General features: G+C 71.9%; 3 protein-coding genes. All 3 read left to right on the plus strand.

All coding sequences use genetic code 11. The features are described from left to right. The first annotated feature begins 8 nt into the window (after nucleotides 1-8). The 3 genes from ORI60_RS00085 to ORI60_RS00095 are packed head-to-tail and all read left to right on the plus strand — an operon-like array spanning nucleotide 9 to nucleotide 19,458. Nucleotides 9-18,062, plus strand: coding sequence for a non-ribosomal peptide synthase/polyketide synthase (locus ORI60_RS00085; RefSeq protein WP_266032434.1), 18,054 nt, complete (start codon nucleotides 9-11; stop codon nucleotides 18,060-18,062). Beyond that, on the plus strand, nucleotides 18,059-19,264 hold the full coding sequence (locus ORI60_RS00090; RefSeq protein ID WP_266032436.1) for an MFS transporter: 1,206 nt from the start codon (nucleotides 18,059-18,061) through the stop codon (nucleotides 19,262-19,264). The genes ORI60_RS00085 and ORI60_RS00090 overlap by 4 nt, the downstream gene beginning before the upstream one ends. Then, on the plus strand, nucleotides 19,261-19,458 hold the full coding sequence (locus ORI60_RS00095; protein ID WP_266032438.1) for an MbtH family protein: 198 nt from the start codon (nucleotides 19,261-19,263) through the stop codon (nucleotides 19,456-19,458). Before ORI60_RS00090 ends, ORI60_RS00095 begins: the two co-directional genes overlap by 4 nt. Nucleotides 19,459-19,468 lie beyond the last annotated feature (10 nt).

The following is a 19,468-nucleotide window of genomic DNA, read 5'->3' on the forward strand; positions in this document are numbered from 1 at the left end:
CGAGCACAATGACCACCTCCAAGCAGGACCGCGCCTCCGCTCTGCCCGCACACCTGCGGGAGCAGCTGCGCAAGCGCCTCGCGGGCGCCGCGCCGGCCACCCCGGTGATCCCGGCTGTGCCGCGCACGGGACCGTTGCCCACCTCTCCCGCCCAGCACCGGCTGTGGCTGCTCGACCGGTTGCGTCCGGGCGGCAACGACCACAACTCCGGTCGTGCGCTGCGGTTCCGCGGCCCGCTCGACGTGCCGAAGCTCGTGCGGTGCGTGCAGAGCCTGGTGGAGCGGCACGAGGCGTTGCGCACCACCTTCGCCGAACGCGACGGCACCGCCGTGCAGGTCGTCCATCCGGCTGGTGACGTCGACGTGCCCGTTGTCGGCGAGTGCGACCTGACCACGGAGTTCGCGCGGCCCTACGACCTGGAGCACGGGCCGTTGTTCCGGGCGTTGATCGTCCGGTACGGGCCTCAGGACCACGTGCTGCTGCTCGGCGCGCACCACATCGTCACCGACGGCTGGTCGCTCGGCGTGCTGACCGACGAGCTGGCCGCCCTGTACCGCGGTGAGCGGTTGCCGGAGCCCGCGATCCAGTACGCGGACTTCGCGGCATGGCACCGCGAGCAGCGCTGGGACGACGCGCTGGGGCGGTGGAAGGACCGGCTCGCCGGACTGTCACCGCTGGAGCTGCCCACCGACCGGCCCCGTCCGGCCGAGCGCAGCGGTGCCGGTGCGGCACACCGGTTCGTGGTGCCGGCCGCGACCACCGGCAGGCTGGAACAGATCGCGCGGGAGCACGACACGACGTTGTTCGGCACGCTGATGGCGGCCTGCCAGGTGCTGTTCGCCCGCTACAGCGGCCAGTCCGACGTGGTGCTCGGCACGGTCACCTCGGGCCGCACCCGTCCTGAGCTCAACCGGGTCGTGGGGTTCTTCGTCAGCACGGCGGTCGTCCGATCCTCTGTGGACGGCCGGTTCACCGACCTGCTGCGGCAGGACCACGCGCTGCACGACGAGGTGCCGTTCGAGAAGCTCGTGGACGCGACGGGCACGGGCCGGGACGCGAGCCGCAACCCGTTGTTCGACGTGATGGTGCTTTTGCAGAACACCGAGCGGGGTCTGCCCGCGTTCCCCGGGCTCACCGTCGAGGACGTGCCCGTCGAGCGGTGGGCGGCGGACTTCGACCTGACCGTGGAGTTCACGCCGCGCGGTGACGAGCTGGAGTGCGTGCTGGAGTACAGCACCGACCTGTACGACGCGGCGACGGTGCAGCGGCTCGGCGAGCACCTGCTCGTGCTGCTCGGCGGTGTGGCCGACGACCCGGCGCGGCCGGTGCACGCCCTGCCCCTCGTCACGACGGCCGAGCTCGATCAGATGCGGGAGTGGAACTCCACCGCGCTCGACACGCCCGTGACGACGTTCACCGCGATCTTCGAAGAACAGGTCCAGCGCACGCCGCGGGCGACGGCACTGGTCTGCGGTGCGGAGACGCTGACGTACGCCGAGCTCGACGCGCGGGCGAACCGCCTGGCGCACTGGCTGGTCGGCGAGGGCGTGCGGCCCGAGCAGGTGGTCGGGGTCTCGTTGCCCCGCACGGCGGACGCGATCGTGGCGTTGCTCGCGGTCCTGAAGACCGGTGCGGTGTACCTGCCGATCGATCCCGGCCTGCCGCGCGACCGCCGGGAGCACCTGCGCGACGACGCCGGTGCCGTGCGGGTGCTCGACGCGCTGCCGGACACCGGTGATCTGCCGGCGACCGGCCCGGCGGTGCGGATCCTGCCGTCCCAGGCGGCCTACGTCATCTACACCTCCGGCTCGACCGGCACGCCGAAGGGTGTCGTGGTCGAGCACCGCAACCTGGTGAACCTCCTGCACAGCCACGTGGCCGACTTCGCCGGTGCCGAGCGGATGCGGGTCGCGCTCAGCGCGGTGTTCTCGTTCGACACGTCGTGGGAGGGCCCGGTGCTGATGGCCGCCGGGCACGAGCTGCACCTGCTGGGTGACGACGTGCGGCTCGACGCGGACGCCCTGGTCTCCTACGTCGGCCGGCACCGGATCGACTTCCTCGACCTGACGCCGTCCTACCTGCAGCAGCTCGTCCCGGCCGGGCTGCTCGACCACCACCCGCGCGTGCTGATGCTCGGCGGTGAGGCGCTGGGTCAACGGCTCTGGCGCGAACTGGCGGGCACCAACGCCCACAACTTCTACGGCCCCACCGAGTGCACGGTCGACGCGGTGTCGTGCAGGGTCGAGGGCGACCGGCCGGTGATCGGCAGGCCGCTGCGCAACCTGCAGGCGCACGTGCTCGACGCGGACCTGCGTCCCGTGCCGGTCGGGGTGGCCGGAGAGCTGTACCTGGCCGGGGCCCAGGTCGCGCGCGGCTATCTCGGGCAGCCGGGCCTGACCGCGTCGCGGTTCCTCGCGAACCCGTTCGGAGACGGCCGGATGTACCGCACGGGCGACCGGGTGCGGTGGACGGCCGAGGGGCAGCTCGACTACCTGGGCCGGGTCGACGACCAGGTGAAGATCCGCGGTTTCCGCATCGAGCCCGGTGAGGTCGAGGCGGCCCTGCTGCGGCATCCGGACGTCACCGACGCGGTGGTGGTGGCGCGGGACGACCGGCTCGTCGGCTACGTCGTCGGCACGCGCGCCGACCTGCGGCCGTGGCTGAAGAACAGCCTGCCCGACTACATGGTGCCGTCCGCGTTCGTCACGCTCGACCGGGTGCCGTTGACGAGCAACGGGAAGGTGGACCGCAAGGCGCTGCCCGCGCCGGTGCTGGCGCGGGAGCAGTTCCAGGCACCGCGCACGCCGGCCGAGGAGACGCTGGCGGGCATCTGGTCCGAGGTGCTGGGTGTCGAGCGCGTCGGCGTGGACGACAACTTCTTCGGCCTCGGCGGTGACTCGATCCTCGCCATCCAGCTGGTGTCCCGTGCCCGCCGGGCCGGCCTCCAGCTCTCGTCGCGCGACGTGTTCCGCCATCAGACCGTGGCGGAGCTGGCACTCGCGGCGGTACCCGTGGTCGAGGCGGAGATCGCGCACGTCGAGGGTCCCGCGCCGCTCACGCCCATCCAGCGGTGGTTCTTCGAGCACGACGGCGACACCGGTTACGCGATGTCGGTCGCCGTCGACGTGCCGTCCGATGTGGACGTTCAGGGCGCCCTGGACGTCGTGGTGGCGCACCACGAGGCGCTGCGCCTGCGGTTCGTCGACGGGCGGATGGAGCCCGGTGCGCGACGGCCGGTGCTGGAGGTCGCGGACTCCTTCGAGCACCGCGGCTTCGACCTGGCGGACGGGCCGTTGCTGCGCGCGGTGCTGGTCGGATCGCGGCTCTACCTGTCCGCGCACCACCTGGTGATCGACGGTGTGTCGTGGCGGATCCTGCTGGAGGACCTCGCGAAGGCGTGGCGCGGTGAGCCGCTCGACCCGCCGACGATGCCGTTCACGCAGTGGGCGCACCACCTCACGCGCCAGGACTTCCGCGACGCGCTGCCCCACTGGCGCCGTCAACCGACCGGGCAGGTCGCGGCGGGAGAACGCCGCAGCTTCACGGTGAGCCTGGACGCGGAGACGACCTCGGCGTTGCTGCACGACGTGCCCGGCGTCTACCACACGCAGATCAACGACGTGCTGCTCGCGGCGCTCGGCCGCCGGGAGCTCACGCTGGAGGGCCACGGCCGCGACGTGCTCGACGCCGACGTGTCCCGCACCGTCGGCTGGTTCACCACGCAGTTCCCGGTGTCGCTCGACTTCCCCGGCGGGGACTGGGATTCCGTCCTCAAGTCGGTCAAGGAACAGCTGCGGGCCATCCCGCACAAGGGACTGTCGTACGAGGCGTTGCGGTACCTCACGCCGGACAGCGGCCTGAGCGGTGAGCTGCCGGACCTGTGCTTCAACTACCACGGTCACTGGGAAGGCGGTCACGAAGTCCCCGGCCCCGACCTCGCCCGGCACCCGGTCGAGGTCAACGGCGTGGTGGCCGACGGCTGCCTGCGGTTCACGTGGTCGTACGCCGGGGAGAGCCCGCGGGCCGAGGCCGAGCGGATGCTGGAGTCGTTGCGGGAGATCGTCGAGCACTGCCGGACGAGCCCCGGCGGTCACACACCCTCGGACTTCCCGCTGGCGCGCCTCACCCAGGAGCAGGTCGACGCGTTGCCCGCCGACGTCGAGGACGTCTACCCGCTCACGCCGCTGCAGGCCGGCATGCTGTTCCACAACCTGCTCGACCCGGCCGCGTACGTCGACCGGCTGGAGCTGGTGCTCGACGGCGTCGACGACCCGGAGGCGTTGCGTGCCGCCTGGCGCCGGGTCATCGCCCGCACGCCGGTCCTGCGCACGAGCATCGTCTGGGAGGGCGTGGACGAGCCCGTGCAGGTGGTGCACCGGGAAGCGTCCCCGTTGCTGCGCATCGACATCACGCCGTTGAACGGTTCTCGCGTGCGGCTGGTGTGGGAGTCGCACCACGTGCTGCTGGACGGCTGGAGCACCGCGCAGGTGTTCGCCGAGGTCGTCGCGGAGTACCGCGGCGAACCCGTGTTCGCGCGCCGGCCGTTCCGCGACTACCTGCGGTGGCTGGCCGAGCAGGACACGTCGGCCGCTCAGCGGTACTGGAGCGAGGTGCTGGACGGCGCCGAGCCCACTCCCCTGCCCTACGACCGCAAGCCGGCCGAAGCCCACCAGGCCGAGTCGACCGAGTCGATCCGCGTCTCACTGTCCGCTGAGGACTCCGAGGCGTTGCGCACGGCCGTGCGAGAGCACGGCATCACGGTAAACACGGTGGTGCAGGGCGCATGGGCGGTGATGCTCGCCCGGCACGGCGGCACTCGCGACGTCGTCTTCGGCACGACCGTGTCCGGGCGTCCCGCCGAGCTGCCCGGCGTCGAGTCGATGATCGGCATGTTCATCAACACCGTGCCCACGCGGGTCGCCGTCGCCGACGACCAAGAGGCCGCGTCCTGGCTGAAAGACCTCCAGCGGGCGCAGAGCGAGGCGCGGACGTTCGAGCACGTCTCGCTGGCGCGGCTCGGCGGCGGGCTGTTCGACAGCGTCGTGGTGTTCGAGAACTACCCCTTCGACCGCGAGTCCACGGCCGCACCGCGCGTCGTGGAGGTCACCGCGACCGACACGACCACCCTGCCGATCACGCTCACCGCGCACCTCGGCGACCGGCTGAGCTTCGACCTCGCCTACGACCCGCGCCTGTTCGACGCCGCCACCGCACGGCGGTGGAGCGAACGGCTGCACGTTCTGCTCAGCGGGATCGCCACCGATCCCCGCCGCCCGGTCGGCGCACTGCCGTGGACCGTTCCCGGTGAGCTCGACATGGCGGTGCGGACCGAACTGGAGACCACCGGCGAGCTCTACCACGAGGTCTTCGCCCGGCAGGCCGCCGCGACACCGGACGCGGTGGCGGTGTGGCCGCACACGTTCGCCGAGGTCGACGCCGCCGCGAACCGCCTGGCGCACCGGCTGATCGCCGACGGTGCCGGCCCGGAACGTCTCGTGGGCCTGGCGTTGCCGCGGCACGACATGGTCGTCGCGCTGCTCGCCGTCATGAAGGCCGGCGCGGCGTACCTGCCGATCGACCGCGACCTCCCGCCCGGCCGCCGGGAGTTCCTGCTCGCCGACGCGAAGCCCGTGCTGGTGCTCGACGAACTGCCTGACACCAGCGCGTTCCCCGCGCACGCCCCGGGCGTCGAGGTGCTTCCGCCGCACCCCGCGTACGTGATCTACACGTCCGGGTCGACCGGTACGCCGAAGGGTGTGGTGATCGAGCACGCCCAGCTCGCGAACCTCTACGCCGACCACCGGGCGACTCTCATCCCCGCTGTGTCGATTCCTGCTGGCTCGCAACGGTTCGCGCTCACCGCGGCGTTCTCGTTCGACACGTCGTGGGAGGGCCTGCTGTTCCTGGCCGCCGGGCACGAGCTGCACGTCATCGGCGAGGACCTGCGGCTCGATCCTCCCGCGCTGGTGCGGTACGTGCGGGAGCACGGCATCGGCGTGATGGACGTGACGCCGACCTACGCCCGCCAGCTCCTCCCCGCCGGTCTGCTCGACTCCGGGCTGCGGACGCTGATGCTCGGCGGCGAGGCCGTGGACGAGTCGCTGTGGCGGGAGGTGCGGGAGATCGGCCTCAACTACTACGGGCCGACCGAGTTCGCCGTCGACGCCACGTACTGCGCGCTCGCCGACCACGACCGGCCGGTGATCGGCAGGCCTGGGCACAACGTCCAGGCGTACGTGCTGGACGACGGTCTGCGGCCGGTGCCGGTGGGCGTGCCCGGTGAGCTGTTCCTGGCGGGCGCGCAGGTGGCTCGCGGCTATCTCGGCCGCGCCGGGCTGACGGCCGAGCGGTTCGTCGCGAACCCGTTCGAGCCGGGCAGCCGCATGTACGCCACCGGCGACCGCGTCCGGTGGCTCCCCGGCGGCGTGCTCGACTACCTCGGCCGCACCGACGACCAGGTCAAGATCCGCGGCATCCGGATCGAGCCGGCCGAGATCGCCGCCGCGCTGCTGGACGTGCCGGGGGTGCTGCAGGCCGCCGTGGTGGCGGTGGACGACCGCCTCGTCGCCTACCTCGTCGGCACGCCGGAGGTCGAGGTCCGGGAGGCGCTCGGCCGTGTGCTGCCCGCGAACCTGGTGCCCGCGGCGTTCGTGGAGCTGGCCGAGCTGCCGATGACCTCCAGCGGGAAGCTGGACCGCAGGGCGTTGCCCGCGCCCGAGTTCGCCACCGCGGAGTTCGTGGCGCCGCGCACCGACGCCGAACGCGTTGTCGCGGCCGCGTGGGCCGAGGTGCTGGGCGTGGAGCGGGTGGGCGCGCAGGACGACTTCTTCGCGCTGGGCGGCGACTCGATCCTCAGCATCCGGGTCGTCGCGCGGCTGCGGGCGGCGTTCGGGGTGCAGGTGTCGCCGCGGGTGCTGTTCCAGCACTCCACCGTGGCGCGGCTGGCGGAAGCGTTGCGGGAGGGCGACTCCACGACGATCCCCGTCGTGTCGCGGGCGGACGTCCCGCAGTCGTTCGCCCAGGGGCGGTTGTGGTTCCTGGACCAGTTCGAGACCGGCGGCACGGAGTACGTCACGCCGACCGCGTTGCGGCTGCGTGGCCCGCTGGACGTGCCGAAGCTGAGCGGGGCGCTGACGGCGCTGGTGGCGCGGCACGAGTCGCTGCGCACGACCTTCTCCGACGGCTTGCAGATCATCGGCGAGCCGTACGAGGTGCGGCTGCAGCCAGAACGAGGCGACCTCGACGCCGTCCTGCTGGAGGAGACCACCACTCCGTTCGACCTGCGCACAGGTCCGCTGCTGCGCACGCGGCTGGTCCAGCTCGGTGCTGACGAGCACGTGCTGGTGCTGACGTTGCACCACATCATCACCGATGGATGGTCGACCGCCGTCCTCACCGACGAGCTGGCCGCGCTGTACGAGGGGCGGGAGCTGCCGGAGCTGCCCGTGCAGTACGCGGACTTCGCGGTGTGGCAGCGCGGTCTCGACCTCGACGCGCAGCTGCGGTACTGGAAGGAGCAGCTCGCCGGCGTGGCGCCGCTGGAGCTGCCGACCGATCGGCCTCGGCCCGCCGTGCGCACGACGTCCGGTGCGATGCACGAGTTCGAGCTGCCGGCGGCGGGACTGCGCGACGGCGACACGACGTTGTTCATGACGCTCGTGGCGGCCTGCCAGCTGCTGTTCAGCCGGTACTCGGGGCAGTCCGACGTCGCGGTCGGCACGGTGACGTCCGGGCGGGAGCGGGCCGAGCTGGAGAACGTGGTCGGGTTCTTCGTGAACACGCTCGTGCTGCGGTCCACGGTGGACGGCAGGCCGTTCGGTGAGTTCCTGTCCCAGGTGCGGCAGACGGTGCTGGACGCGTTCGAGCACCAGGACGTGCCGTTCGAACGGGTCGTGGACGCCGTCGGGCCGGACCGCGACCCCAGCCGCAACCCGCTGTTCGACGTGATGGTGCTGCTGCAGAACACCGCGGACGAGGTGCCGGAGATCGACGGCCTCGCGGTCGAGGAGGTGCAGCTGCCGGTCGTCACCTCGACCTGCGACCTGACGTTCGAGTTCCAGGAACGTGGCGACACCCTGCGCGGCGCGGTCGAGTACGACCCGGACCTGTTCGACGCGGCCACGATCGAGCGGATGGCCGCGCATCTCGTGCTGCTGCTGGGCGATGTCGCCGCCGGCCGCGAGCCGTCGCTGGTCGACGAGAACACGCTGCAGGCGGGCCCCGCCCTGGAGGTCTCCGACCCGCCGTTCCCGCACCTCTTCGAACAACAGGCCCGGCGCACGCCGGACGCCACCGCGCTGGCCGGGTCCTTCACGTTCGCGGAGCTCAACGCGAGGGCGAACCGCCTGGCGCACCGGCTGATCGCGGCGGGTGCGGGTCCGGAACGCCTGGTGGCGCTGCGGTTGCCGCGCTCGGCGGACTTCGTGGTGGCGCTGCTCGCCGTGCTCAAGTCCGGCGCGGCCTACCTGCCGGTGGACCGCGAGCTGCCCGCCGAACGCGTCGCACTGCTGCTGCGGGACGCACAGCCGGTGGCCGTGCTGGACGAGATCGGCGGTCTGGACGCGTTCCCCGACACCGATCCCGTGGTGGAGATCGACCCGGCGAGCACCGCGTACGTGATCTACACCTCCGGGTCGACCGGCACGCCGAAGGGCGTCGCGGTCGAGCACCGCAACCTCACGAACCTCGTGGCACACCACCGGCAGCTCTTCGGCTCGCGGGTGCTCCGGGTCGCACACACCGCGCTGTTCTCGTTCGACACGGCGCTGGAAGGGCTCGCGCTGCTGGCGTGCGGTCACGAGCTGCACCTGATCCCCGACGACGTGCGTCTAGACGCGGTGGCGCTCGTGGAGCGTTCCCGCGGTGTCGACGTGCTCGACGCCACGCCCGCGCACATGCGGGCGCTCATCGCCGCCGGCCTGCTGGACGAGGCACCGGAGATCATCACGATCGGTGGCGAGGCCGTGCCGCCGGATCTGTGGGAGCAGCTCGGCCAGGTGCGGGCGTACAACTTCTACGGCCCCACCGAGTGCACGGTCGACGCGACCTCGTGCCGGATCGGCGGGCCTCGGCCGGTGATCGGGCGGCCGCTCGCCAACCAGCGGGCGTACGTGCTGGACGACGACCTGCGGCCGGTGCCGGAGGGAGTGCCGGGTGAGCTCTACGTGGCGGGCGCCCAGGTTGCGCGTGGCTATCTCGGCCGTCCCGGGCTGACCGCTGAGCGGTTCCTCGCGGACCCGTTCGCGCCCGAGAAGGATGCCGGGGCCCGGATGTACCGGACGGGCGACCGGGTGCGGTGGAGCGACGACGGGCAGCTGGAGTTCCTCGGCCGGGCCGACGACCAGCTCAAGATCCGCGGCTTCCGGGTCGAACCCGCCGAGGTCGAGGCCGTGCTGCTGCGCCACCCGGACGTCACGGCGGCGGTCGTCGTCGGCCGGGACACGCGACTGGTGGCCTACGTGGTGGGCACGGTGGAGCTCGACGACTGGGCGCGGAGGTTCCTGCCCGCGCACCTGGTGCCGTCGGCGTTCGTCGGCCTGGAGTCGTTGCCGCTCACGCCGAGCGGCAAGGTCGACCGCCGCGCGCTGCCCGAGCCGCACTTCGCGTCGCGCGAGTTCGTCGCGCCGCGCACCGAGCGGGAAGTCCTCTTGGCCCGGACCTGGGCCGAGGTGCTGGGGCTGGAGACCGTCGGGACCGAGGACAACTTCTTCGCGCTCGGCGGCGACTCGATCCTCAGCATGCAGGTGGTGGCCCGAGCCCGCGCACACGGTCTGATGATCTCGTCGAAGGACGTCTTCGTCCATCAGACCGTCGCCGCGCTCGCCGCCGCCGCGCAGGAGGCGCCGGCCCCGGTGAGCCACGCCCTGGTCACCGGGCCGGCGCCGCTCACCCCGATCCAGCACTGGTTCTTCGAGAAGGTCGGCCGCGACGACTACACGATGTCGTTGCGCCTCGAACTCGCACCCGGCACCGACGTCGACGCGCTCGCGCGTGCCGTCCGGGTGGTCGCCGAGCACCACGAGGCGCTGCGGTTGCGGTTCGACGACGGCAGCCAGGAGGCCACGGCGCCCCTGCCGCAGATCGAGTCCACTGTGGATGGTTTCGACCTCGCGCGAGGACCGCTGTTCCGCGCCACGCTGGTGGACGGCACGTTGCTGCTCGTCGCGCACCACCTGGTGATCGACGCGGTGTCCTGGCGGATCCTGCTCGAAGACCTGGAGACCGCCTACCGCGGTGCTCCCCTGCCGCCGGCCACGCTGCCGTTCACCCAGTGGGCGCACCAGCTGAACCGCCTCGCTCCCGAGTTCGCCGACGCTCTGCCGCACTGGCGGTCGATCCCGCTCGGCGCCACGACCGTGCCCGCCGAGCGGCACCACTTCACCGTGGAACTGGACGAGGCGACCACCGCGGCGTTGCTGCGGGACGTCCCCGGCGTCTACCGCACCCGGATCAACGACGTGCTGCTCAGCGCCCTCGGCAAGGCCGTCTCGCCGGTCTTCGCGCTGGAGGGGCACGGCCGTGACGACAGCGTGTCCCGCACCGTCGGCTGGTTCACCAGCCAGTTCCCGGTGTCGCTCGCACTCCCGGACGGCGACTGGGGTGCCGTGCTCAAGTCCGTCAAGGAGCAGCTGCGCGCCATCCCGCACGACGGTCTGTCCTACGAGGTGCTGCGCTACCTCACGCCGGACAGCGGCCTGACCGGCGACCTGCCGGAGGTGTGCTTCAACTACCTCGGCCAATGGGACGACGGCGAGGCCGACGGGCTGTTCCGCGGCCGCCTCGACACCGGCGTCCCGGAGATTCCCACGCACCTGGTGGAGATCACCGCCGCGGTGGACGGCGGCAGGCTCGTGCTGGACTGGGACCACGGACTGCCCGAGGCCGAGGCCCGCCGCAAGGCGGACGCCATGCTCCAGGCGTTGCGGGAGATCGTCGACCACTGCCGCACCAGCCCCGGCGGGCACACCCCGTCCGACTTCCCGCTCGTCCGGCTCACCCAGGAGCAGGTCGACGCGCTGGGCGAGGTCGAGGACGTCTACCCGCTCACGCCGTTGCAGTCCGGCATGGTGTTCCACAGCATCGACGACGCCGATGCGTACGTCGACCGGCTGGAACTGCTGCTCGACGTCGACCTCGACCGCTTCCGCGAGGCCTGGCAACGGGTGGTCGCGCGCACGCCGGCGTTGCGCACGAACGTCGTCTGGCAGGGCGTGGACGAGCCGGTGCAGGTGGTGCGGCCCGCCCAGTCACCCCTGCTGCGCCTGGACTTCTCCCAGGACGGCGATCGGGTGCGGCTCGTCTGGTCCACCCACCACGTGCTGCTGGACGGCTGGAGCACCGCACAGGTGTTCTCGGACGTGATCGCCGAGTACCGGGGCGACCAGCCGGTCACCCGCAGGCCGTTCCGCGACCACCTCCGCTGGCTGTCCGAACAGGACACCGCGGCCGCCGAGAGCTACTGGCGCCGGGTGCTGGCCGGGTTCACCACCCCGACGCCGCTGCCGTTCGACCGCAAGCCACAGGGGCCGGCGGAGTCCAGTGCGGTGCTGGGGCTCGATCTGCCGCTGGCCGACCTGCGCGAGCACGGGCTCACGGTCAACACCGTGGTGCAGGGCGCGTGGGCGTTGCTGCTGGCGCGGTTGAGCGGAGAACGGGACGTGGTGTTCGGCACCACGGTGTCCGGCCGTCCCGCCGAGCTGCCCGGTTCCGACTCGATGATCGGCATGTTCATCAACACCGTGCCGTCTCGGGTGGTCGTCGACCTCACCCGCCCGGTGGTGGAGTGGTTGCGCGATCTGCAGGCCGCGCAGAGCGAAGCGCGTGCGTACGACCACGTCTCCCTGGCGCGCCTGGGCGGCGACCTGTTCCACAGCCTGCTCGCGTTCGAGAACTACCCGGTCGGCGCGGACGACGACCTGCGGGTCGACGTGGTGGAAAGTCGTGACACCACGACGTTGCCGCTCGCCGTGCGAGCCCATGCCGACGACGGTGCGTTGCACTTCGAGTTCACCTACGACCCGCGCCTGTTCGACGCGTCCACGATCACGTCGCTGGCCGGCCGGATGGCGTTGGTGCTGCGGGAGTTCACCTCGCGGCCGGACCAGTCGCTCGCGGACGTGCGGTGGACGACGCCCGAGGAGGACCACCGCGTCCTGGTCGAGTGGAACGGCACGGCCGCGGGACGGCCTGCCGCCACCCTGCCCGGGCTGTTCGAGGCCCAGGTCTCCCGCACGCCGGATCGTGTCGCGGTGGGCGACCTCACCTACGCCGAGCTCAACGCCCGCGCGAACCGGCTGGCGCACAGGCTGATCGCGGACGGGGCCGGGCCCGAGCGGTTCGTGGGGTTGCGGCTGCCGCGCGGCACCGACCTGGTGGTGGCGATACTCGGCGTGCTCAAGTCCGGCGCGGCGTACCTGCCGATCGACCCGAGCTACCCCGAGGAGCGCGTCGCGCGGATGATCTCCGACACCGCTCCGGTGGCGGTGCTCGAGTCACTGCCGGACCTGAGCGGCTTCCCGGACACCGACCCGGTCACCGCGCTCGGAGCGGACAACCCGGCGTACGTGATCTACACGTCCGGATCGACGGGCGTGCCGAAGGGCGTGGTCGTGCCGCACGCGAACGTGGTGCGGTTGTTCGAGCAGACCTCGGACTGGTTCTCGTTCGGCGAGGACGACGTGTGGACGTTGTTCCACTCGTTCGCGTTCGACTTCTCGGTGTGGGAGCTGTGGGGTCCGCTGCTGCACGGCGGCCGGCTGGTCGTGGTGCCGCACGAGGTGTCGCGCTCACCGCGGGCGTTCCTGCGGCTGCTGCACGACGAGCAGGTCACGGTGCTCAACCAGACGCCGTCGGCCTTCTACCAGCTGATGGCCGAGGAGCAGGTGCCGCTGGCACTGCGGTACGTGATCTTCGGCGGCGAGGCGCTCGACCTCTCGCGGCTCTCGGCCTGGTACACGCACCACGACGCGCGGCTCGTGAACATGTACGGCATCACCGAGACGACCGTGCACGTCTCTTATCTCGCGCTCGACCCCGCGCTGGCGGCGTCCGCGCCGGGCAGCCTGATCGGCACCGGGATCCCCGACCTGCGGATCTACCTGCTGGACGAGGACCTGCGGCCGGTACCCCCCGGCGTGACCGGCGAGATGTACGTGGCCGGCGAAGGGCTGGCGCGCGGCTACCTCAACCGGCCGGGTCTCACGGCATCGCGGTTCGTCGCGAACCCGTTCGCGGAAGGCCGCATGTACCGCACCGGTGACCTGGCGCGGTGGCGGGCGGACGGGAACCTGGAGTACCTGGGCCGGGCGGACCAGCAGGTGAAGGTCCGCGGTTTCCGGATCGAGCTGGGCGAGATCGAGGCCGTGCTGCACCCGGCCGTCGACCAGGTCGCCGTCATCGCGAAGGACCAGCGGCTCGTCGCCTACGTCGTGGGTGACACGTCGATCGACGAGCTGCGCGCCCGTGCCGCCGCGGTGTTGCCGGAGCACATGGTGCCGTCGGCGTTCGTCCGGCTGGATCGCCTGCCGCTCAACAACAACGGCAAGCTGGACGTGCGGGCGCTGCCCGAGCCCGGACGCGAGTCCGCCACGGCGCAGGAGTTCGTGGCGCCGCGCACGGAGGCCGAACGCGTGATCGCCGGCATCTGGGCCGACGTGCTCGGCGTCGACCGGGTCGGTGTCACGGACCGGTTCGTCGAGCTGGGCGGCGACTCGATCAGCAGCATCCGGGTGATCTCGCGGTTGCGGGCGGAGTTCGGCGTCGACCTGACCCCGCGTGACCTGTTCGGCCACCCGACCGTGGAAGGTCTCGCGCGGGTCCTGCCGGGACGCGGCATGACCACCATCCCGGTGGTGTCGCGGGAGGGCGAGCTGGAGCTGTCGTTCGCGCAGCAGCGGTTGTGGTTCCTCGACCAGCTCACGCCCGGCGGCACGGAGTACGTGACGCCGCTGGCGGTCCGGCTGACCGGCCAGCTCGACGTCGCGGCGCTCTCCGCGGCGATGTCCGCTCTGGTGGCCAGGCACGAGTCGCTGCGCACGACGTTCCGCGAGGTCGACGGCCGGGCCGTGCAGGTGGTGCACCCGCCGGCGCCGGTGGAGATACCGGTGGCCATCGGTGACGTCGAGAAGATCCTGGCGCGGGAGGCGACCACGCCGTTCGACCTCGCGACCGGCCCTCTGCTGCGGCCGTTGCTGATCCGGGTGTCGGCGCGCGAGCACGTGCTGGCGCTGACGATGCACCACATCGTCACGGACGGCTGGTCCGGCGGGCTGATCATGGAGGAGCTGAGCGCGCTCTACGCCGGTCAGCCGCTGCCACCACTGCCCGTGCAGTACGCGGACTTCGCCGCGTGGCAACGATCCCTGCCGCTGGACGAGCAGCTCCACTACTGGCGCACACAGCTGGCCGGCGTGCCCGCACTGGAACTGCCGACGGACCGCCCGCGCCCGCCCACGCACACCACCAACGGTGCGACGGTCGAGATCGCACTCCCCGCGCGCGGTCTGCGGGAGCTCGCTCGCGGCCAGGACACGACGCTGTTCACGGCGCTCGTCGCCGCGTGCACGCTGCTGCTGCGCCGCTGGACCGGGCAGGACGACATCGCGGTCGGCACCGTGTCGTCCGGGCGCGAGCACCCGGAATTGGAGCGGCTCGTCGGTTTCTTCGTCAACACCGTGACGCTGCGGTCCACGGTGGACGAGTCCGCGAGCTTCCACGAGTTGCTCGGCGCGGTGCACGGGACGGTCCGGGAGGCGTTCGCGCACCAGGACGTGCCGTTCGAACGGGTCGTGGACGCGGTGCAGCCCGACCGCGATCCGAGCCGCACACCGCTGTTCCAGGTGCTGGTGGCGTTGCAGAACGCGCCGGTCCGGGCCGGTTCGCTGCCCGGTCTGGTGGGTGAGGACGTCGACCTGCCGGTGCACACGGCGTCGTTCGACGTGGCGTTCGAGTTCACCGAGTCCGGCGACGAGCTGCACGGTGCCCTCACTTACAACACCGACCTGTTCGACCGCACCACGGTCGAGCTGCTGGCGCGTCACCTGCGCGTGCTCGTGGACGGCGCCGTCGCCGCACCCGAGGTCCCGATGGCCGGACTGCCGATGCTCACCCCGGCCGAACTGGACCAGCTGGAGGCCTGGAACGAGGCTGCGGACGAGGTCGTGTCCTGCTCGTTCGCCCAGCTCGTCGAACGGCAGGTCGCCCGCACGCCGGACGCTCCCGCGCTGGTCCACGCCGAGGGCGAGATCAGCTTCGCCGAGCTCGACGCGCGGGCGAACCGGCTCGCGCGGGCGCTCGTGGAGCGCGGTGCGGGCCCGGAGCGGATCGTCGCGGTGCAGCTGCCGCGATCGGTGGACATCATCGTCACCGAGCTGGCGGTGATGAAGACCGGCGCGGCGTTCCTCCCGATCGACCCGGGCTACCCGGCCGAGCGCGTCGAGTTCATGCTGCGCGACGCCGATCCGGTCTTCGTCGTGGACGGTCCGCTGGACGCGAGCGGGTACGACTCGTCGCACCTCGGCGTACCGGTCGACCTGGCGCAGCCCGCGTACGTGATCTACACGTCCGGTTCCACGGGACGGCCGAAGGGTGTCGTGGTCACGCACGCCGGGCTCGCGTCGTTCTCCGCGGCCGAGATCGCGCACTTCGAGGTCCGGCCGGGTGACCGGGTGCTGGAGTTCTCCTCCCCCAGCTTCGACGCGTCGGTGCTGGAGCTGTGCATGTCATTGCCGGCCGGTGCCGCACTGGTCGTGCCGCCCGAGGGACCGCTGCTGGGCGAGCAGCTCGTGGAGGTGCTGCGGGACAACAAGGTCACGCACGCGTTGATCCCGCCGGTCGCGATGGCGACCGTGCCGGACGTGCCCCAGAAGGACGGATTGCTGCCCGACTTCCGCACCCTGGTCGTCGGCGGTGACGCCTGCACAGCGGAACTCGTGGACCGCTGGGCACCCGGTCGTCGCATGATCAACGCTTACGGGCCGACCGAGTCCACGGTGGTCACGTCGTGGAGCGGGCCGCTGGTACCGGGAGGGGTGCCGCCGATCGGCAGGCCGTTGCCCGGCACGCGGGTCCACGTGCTCGACTCGCTGCTGCGGCCGGTTCCCGCCGGCGTGCCGGGTGAGCTGTACGTCAGCGGTCCCCAGCTGGCCCGCGGGTACCTCGGCCGGCCGGGGCTGACGGCGGAACGGTTCCTCGCCAATCCCTTCGGGCCCGGGCGGATGTACCGCACGGGAGACGTCGTCCGGTGGAACCGCGACGGCGAACTGGAGTTCGTCGGACGTGCCGACGACCAGGTGAAGATCCGCGGCTTCCGCGTCGAGCTGGGCGAGGTCGAGTCGGCGTTGCTCAGGCACCCCTCGGTGCGGGAGTCCGTGGTGGTGGCGCAGGACTTCGGCGGCCACAAGCGGCTGGTGGCCTACGTCGTCGGTGACACGGACGGCCTGCGCGAGTTCTTGGCGCGCACGCTGCCGGACTACCTCGTGCCGTCCGCGTTCGTCTCCATCGACGAGGTTCCGATGAGCCCCAACGGCAAGGTCGACCGCAAGGCGTTGCCCGTGCCGGAGTTCACCACCGGCACCACGCACGTCGCACCTCGCGACGACGTGGAGCGCGCCCTGTGCTCGTTGTGGGCGGACGTCCTCGCCGTGCCGGAGGTCGGGGTGGAGGACAACTTCTTCGCCCTGGGCGGTGACTCGATCCTGAGCATCCAGGTCGTGGCCCGCGGCCGGCGTGCCGGTCTGCACTTCACCGCCAAGGACCTGTTCACCCACCAGACGATCGCCGGGCTCGCGCCGCACGTCACGGCGGAGACCGACAACGGTGAGCGCGCGGACGTCGTCGGCGACGTGCCGTTGCTGCCGATCCAGCGGTGGTTCTTCGCGGGTGACCGGACGGCTCCGCACCACTTCAACCAGTCGCACCTGGTGGAGCTGACCTCGGACGTGGACGTCACCGCGCTGCGGCGGGCGCTGGAGGCGTTGGTGCGCCACCACGACGCGCTGCGCATGCGGTTCACGCCCGGCGAGTCCGGCTGGCGCCAGCACAACCCGCCGTTCGAACCGGCCGACCTGCTGTCCGAACACCCGCCGGCCGATCTCGAACGGGTGGCGGACGAGCTGCACGCGGGCTTCGACCTGGCCCGCGGACCGCTGCTGCGGGCGGCTCTCTTCGGGCCACGGCGGTTGTTCCTGGTGGCGCACCACCTCGTGGTGGACGGCGTGTCGTGGCGCATCCTGCTCGACGACCTCGACACCGCCTACCACCAGGCGGTGCGGGGCGAGCCGATCGATCTCGGCCGCAAGTCCACCTCGGTGCGCGACTGGGCGGTGCGGCTGGAGTCCTTCGTGGACTCGGGAGCGCTCGACCACGAGATCGAGCACTGGAAGTCGATCACCGCCCAGCCGCTCGAAGCTTCGGCGCTCGACATTTCCGGGGAGGAGGCGGCCTCGTCGTTCGAACTGAGCGCGGAGGACACGGACGCGTTGCTGCGCGGCGCACCCACCGCCTACCGCACCGGAATCAACGACGTCCTGCTCGCGGCGCTGGCGTGGGCGCTCGCCCGGTGGACCGGCACCTCGGCGGTGACGATCGACCTGGAGGGGCACGGCCGCGAGGACGTGCTCGACGGCGTCGACCTGTCCCGGACGGTCGGCTGGTTCACCACGATGTTCCCGGTCGGGCTGCAGGTCTCCGACATCACCGGCTCCTCGTGGCGCGACCTGGTGAAGTCCGCGCGCAAGCAGTTGCGCCGGGTGCCGGGCAACGGTTTCGGCTACGGCGCGCTGCGCTGGGCGGGCCGCGTGCCGGGCGTCGAGGCGCCGGTCTCGTTCAACTACCTCGGTCAGTTCGACGCGCGGGCGGAGGACGAGTCGCTGTTCGGCGAGGTGCTGCCCGCGGTCGGCCGTGACCACGTCGACCAGGACCCGCACGTGGTGCAGGTGGTCGGCGAGGTGGCCGACGGGCGGATGACGTTCGGTGTCGTGCACCGCGTCCCCGTCGAGGGACTGGTCGAGGACTTCGCCGCGGCGTTGCGCGCCATCGCCGCCGACTGCCGGGAGGCGCGATGACCCCGTTGTCGCGCAACCGCGACTACCGGTTGCTGTGGGGCAGCCAGGCGCTGTCCGAGGTGGGCTTCAACGCCTCCCTCATCGCCTTCCCGCTGGTCGTGCTGATGGTCACCGGCTCGGCGGCGGCGTCGGGCCTGGTGCTCGCCGTGGACGCGGTGGCCCAGCTCGTCGTCGGGCTGCCCGGCGGCGTGCTGGCCGACCGGTGGGACCGCCGGCGGGTCATGCTCTGGTCGGAGGCGGGGCAGGCGGTCGCGGTGGCCAGCCTCGCGGTGGCGTTGTGGCAGGGTGCCGCGACCCTGCCGCACATGGTGGCTGTGGCCGCGGTGCTGGGCGCGTGCCGGGCGCTCTTCGAACCCGCCGAGGACGCGAGCCTGCCGCGGATCGTGCCGGAGTCGCAGCTCGCCACCGCCGTGTCGCTCAACGCCGCACGGTCCTCCGTGGGACAGATGGCGGGCACCGCGCTGGGCGGTTTCCTCGTGGCGGTCGGCCGCTGGGTGCCGTTCGCGGTCGACGCCGTGACGCACGCGCTGGCGTTCGCGGGCTTGCTCTTCCTGCGGGTGCCGCCTTCACCGCCGGTCGAACGCCGGCACTTCGTCCGCGAGCTGCTCGACGGCCTGAAGTGGGTGCTGGGCAGGCCGGAGATGCGCGTGACGGCGTGGTGCGCGATGACGCTCAACATGTTCTTCAGCGCGTACTACCTGGTGATCATCGTGCTGGCGCAGTCCCGCGGCGTGCCGCTGGGCGAGATCGGCGTGATGGCGGCGATGCTGGGCGTCGGCGGCGTGGTGGGGGCGTTGATCGCCCCGCGCCTGAGTGCGAAGCTGTCACCGCACCAGGCCATCGCCGGCGTGTTCTGGGCGCTGACCCTCCTGGCGCCGCTGGCCGTGTTCATCTCCAACGGCTACCTGATGGGCGCGCTGTTCGCCGGCATGGCACTGCTCGCCCCCACCGCCAACACGGTGATCACCACCTACCAGCTGCTGCGCACACCCGACTCGTTGCGCGGCCGGCTGAGCGGCGTCATGAACGTCGCCGTCGGCACGGCCGCCGCCCTGGGCCCCGCGCTGGGCGGCGTGCTGGCCGAACTGCTCCCCGGATCCGGCGCGGTGCTGCTGTGCGCGAGCGGCATCGCGGTCATCACGGTGCTGGTCACCGTGCATCCCGTTCTCCGCGCATATCCACGAAAGGACGTCATGGCATGAGGGACGACATCGAGTACCAGGTCCTGCTCAACGACGAGGAGCAGTACTCGCTCTGGCCCGCGACGCACGAGGTGCCCGCGGGATGGCGCCCGGACGGTTTTCGTGGCACCAAAGAGGAGTGCTCCGCCCACGTGGACGAGGTGTGGACCGACATGAGGCCGCGCAGCCTGCGCGAGCGCATGGCCGCGGAGTGACCGGCAGGCC

This window comes from Lentzea sp. NEAU-D7 (genome assembly GCF_026242055.1).
In the GTDB taxonomy this organism is placed as follows: Bacteria; Actinomycetota; Actinomycetes; order Mycobacteriales; family Pseudonocardiaceae; genus Lentzea.